The sequence below is a fragment of the Mycobacterium sp. 1245805.9 genome, from assembly GCF_001672915.1.
Lineage (GTDB): Bacteria > Actinomycetota > Actinomycetes > Mycobacteriales > Mycobacteriaceae > Mycobacterium.
This window is the reverse complement of sequence record NZ_LZKR01000108.1, coordinates 1-2,922: the sequence shown is the minus strand read 5'-3', so window position 1 is coordinate 2,922 and position 2,922 is coordinate 1. Positions and strand designations below refer to the sequence as shown.

Here is a 2,922-nt window from a genome sequence, read left to right as displayed (position 1 = left end):
CAATTCACCAGCACCACCACCTACCACGCCCCCCGCAACCCCCGCGAAGGCGTCCTGGCCGCCCTGTTCGCCGAAATCCTCGGCCTGCCCCGCGTCGGCACCGACGACAACTTCTTCACCCTCGGCGGACACTCCCTATCGGCCACCCGACTCGTCGCACGCATCCGCACCGAACTCGGCACCGAAGTCCCCATCCGCGCCATCTTCGACGCCCCCACCGTCACCCAACTCGCCGAATGGCTTGTCGCGCACGCCGACGACCGAGTGCGAGCACCCCTGATGCCGCGGCAGCGCCCGCCGCGGATGCCGTTGTCTTTCGCCCAGACCCGCCTGTGGTTCATCTACAAATATGAGGGTCCCTCGCCGACTTACAACATCCCGTTGGCGATCCGATTGACCGGCACGCTGGATTCGGCGGCGTTGACCGCCGCGATCGGCGATGTCGTGGCTCGCCACGAGAGCCTGCGCACGGTGTTCGCCGAGGCGGACGGCGTTCCGTGGCAACAGGTTTTGCCGGCCGGGTCGGTGGATATTCCGGTGGCGGCGGCGGACGTCTGCGGCGCGCAGGGACTGGCCGCGGCGGTGGCCGCGGCCGCGCGGTGCCGGTTCGACCTGACGACACAGATACCGGTCCGGGCCGACCTGTTGCGGGTTTCGGCGACCGAACACGTGCTGGTGTTGGTACTGCACCACATCGCCGGCGACGGGGCATCGCTGGTGCCGCTTGCGCGGGATTTGGCGACGGCATACGCCGCGCGGCGGACCGGGCAGGCCCCGGCCTGGTCACCACTACCGGTGCAATATGCGGACTACACCCTTTGGCAGCAAGAGGTCCTCGGCCGCGAGGACGATCCCGACAGCGTCATGTCACGGCAGTTGGCCTATTGGCGCCGCGAGCTGTCCGGTGCACCAGAGCAGATCTCGCTTCCCTTCGACCGGCCCCGGCCGCCGGAGCGGTCGTTTCGCGGTGACCTGGTGCCGCTCGCGATCGACCCGCCGCTGCTGGAGCGGGTGGAACAGCGCGCCAGGGAAACGGGAACGACGACGTCGATGGTGCTGCAAGCGGCGTTGGCGGTCCTGCTCCGCAAGCTCGGCGCCGGTGACGACCTGACGATCGGCGGGCCGATCGCCGGACGCACCGACGAGGCATTGGCCGACCTGATCGGGTTCTTCGTCAACACCTGGGTCCTGCGCGTCGATGCCTCGGGCAATCCACGGTTCGGCGAACTCCTCGAGCGGATAGGCAGCAAGGCGCTCGGCGCCTACGAAAACCAGGACGCCCCGTTCGAACGGATCGTGGACTCACTCAACGTGTCCCGTTCCACCGCCAACCATCCCCTGTTTCAGGTGTCGTTCGCGCTGCAGAACATCGCCCTGCCCAACGTCGAGTTTCCCGGGCTGGGCGTCGACATCCTGCCCGTGCCCACCCACACAGCGAAATTCGATCTGTCCATCAACCTCTTCGAGGTTCCGCCGGCTCCCGGGGAGCGACAAACCCTCGCGGGCAACATCGAATACGCCACCGACCTGTTCGATCAGGACACCGTCGAGACCTTCGCCAGCCACTACCTGCGGATCCTCGACGCGGTCACCCGTGACCCGGAGCGGCGGATCGACCTGATCGAGGTCATCGATGCGGCCGAACGCGAGCGGGTGCTGGTCCACTGGAACGACACCACCACGCCCATACCTGAGGCCACCATCCCGGAGCTGTTCGCCGCGCAAGCCGCCCGCACACCCGAGGCCGTCGCGGTCGAAGACGGCGACGAAAGCCTCACCTACCGCCAACTCGACACCCGTGCAACCCATCTCGCCGCCCTGCTGGCGCCTTACGGGGCACGACCCGAAGCCATCGTCGCCGTCGCGCTCCCCCGATCCACCCGGCTCGTCACCGCGCTGCTGGCCATCTCCAAAACCGGCGCCGCCTACCTGCCCATTGACCCCAACTACCCCAGCGAGCGCACCACCTACATGCTCACCGACGCCGCCCCGCGACTCCTGATCACCGACACCGCCACCGCAAAAACACTGCCCGACACCGCAATCCCTCAACTCTTCCTCGACTCCACCGACGCGGGCGCTGTAGCCAGCGCACCGCACCACATCGATCCGCCACGGCCCGACAACCTCGCCTACATCATGTACACCTCCGGATCCACCGGACGACCCAAAGCCGTTGCCATCACCCACCACGGCGTCGTGAACATGGCGCTGCACCACTGGCCGGAAGAAGGTGCACGGGGCCGGATGTCGATGATCATGTCGCCGGGGTTCGATAGTTCGGCGTGTGAGATCTGGCCGGCATTGTTCAGGGGTGGCACGCTGGTGGCGTCGGCGGGCCGGGCGGACGTGTTGGCCCTGCGCCGGCTCATCACGGCACGCGGCGTCACGTCGATGTTCGTGCCGACCGCGCTTTTCCACCAACTGGCAGAAGAAGACCCCGACTGCCTCGACCGGCTGAAACTGCTGGAAACAGGCGGCGGTGCGCTTTCAGCCGCGGCGGTCAACCGGTTCCGGGCCGCGCATCCGCGGCTTCCGCTGATCAACGCCTACGGGCCGACCGAGATCACCGTCTGTGCGACAACATATTCCGTTCCCACGGCGGACGGCTTCGATCGGCCGTCGGTGCCGATTGGTGTGCCGTTGGGCAATATGCGGGTGTTTGTGCTCGATGCGGGGTTGTGTCCGGTGCCGGTCGGGGTGCTCGGTGAATTGTATGTCGCCGGCGCCGGAGTGGGCCGCGGATACCGGGGCCGGGCGGCGTTGACCGCGACACGATTCGTGGCCTGTCCCTTCGGGCCGCCCGGCACCCGCATGTACCGCACCGGCGACATCGGACGATGGAACCCCGACCGGCACCGGACACAACCCCGCATCGAGCACAAACACCCGCATATTGCCCAACGGCACACCAATCGGCAC

1 protein-coding gene is annotated in these 2,922 nt (G+C 67.5%); it reads left to right on the top strand.

The features are described from left to right. Window positions 1-2,922 (top strand): non-ribosomal peptide synthetase (locus A9X00_RS15645; protein WP_156772113.1); only part of this gene is annotated, 2,922 nt, incomplete at both ends.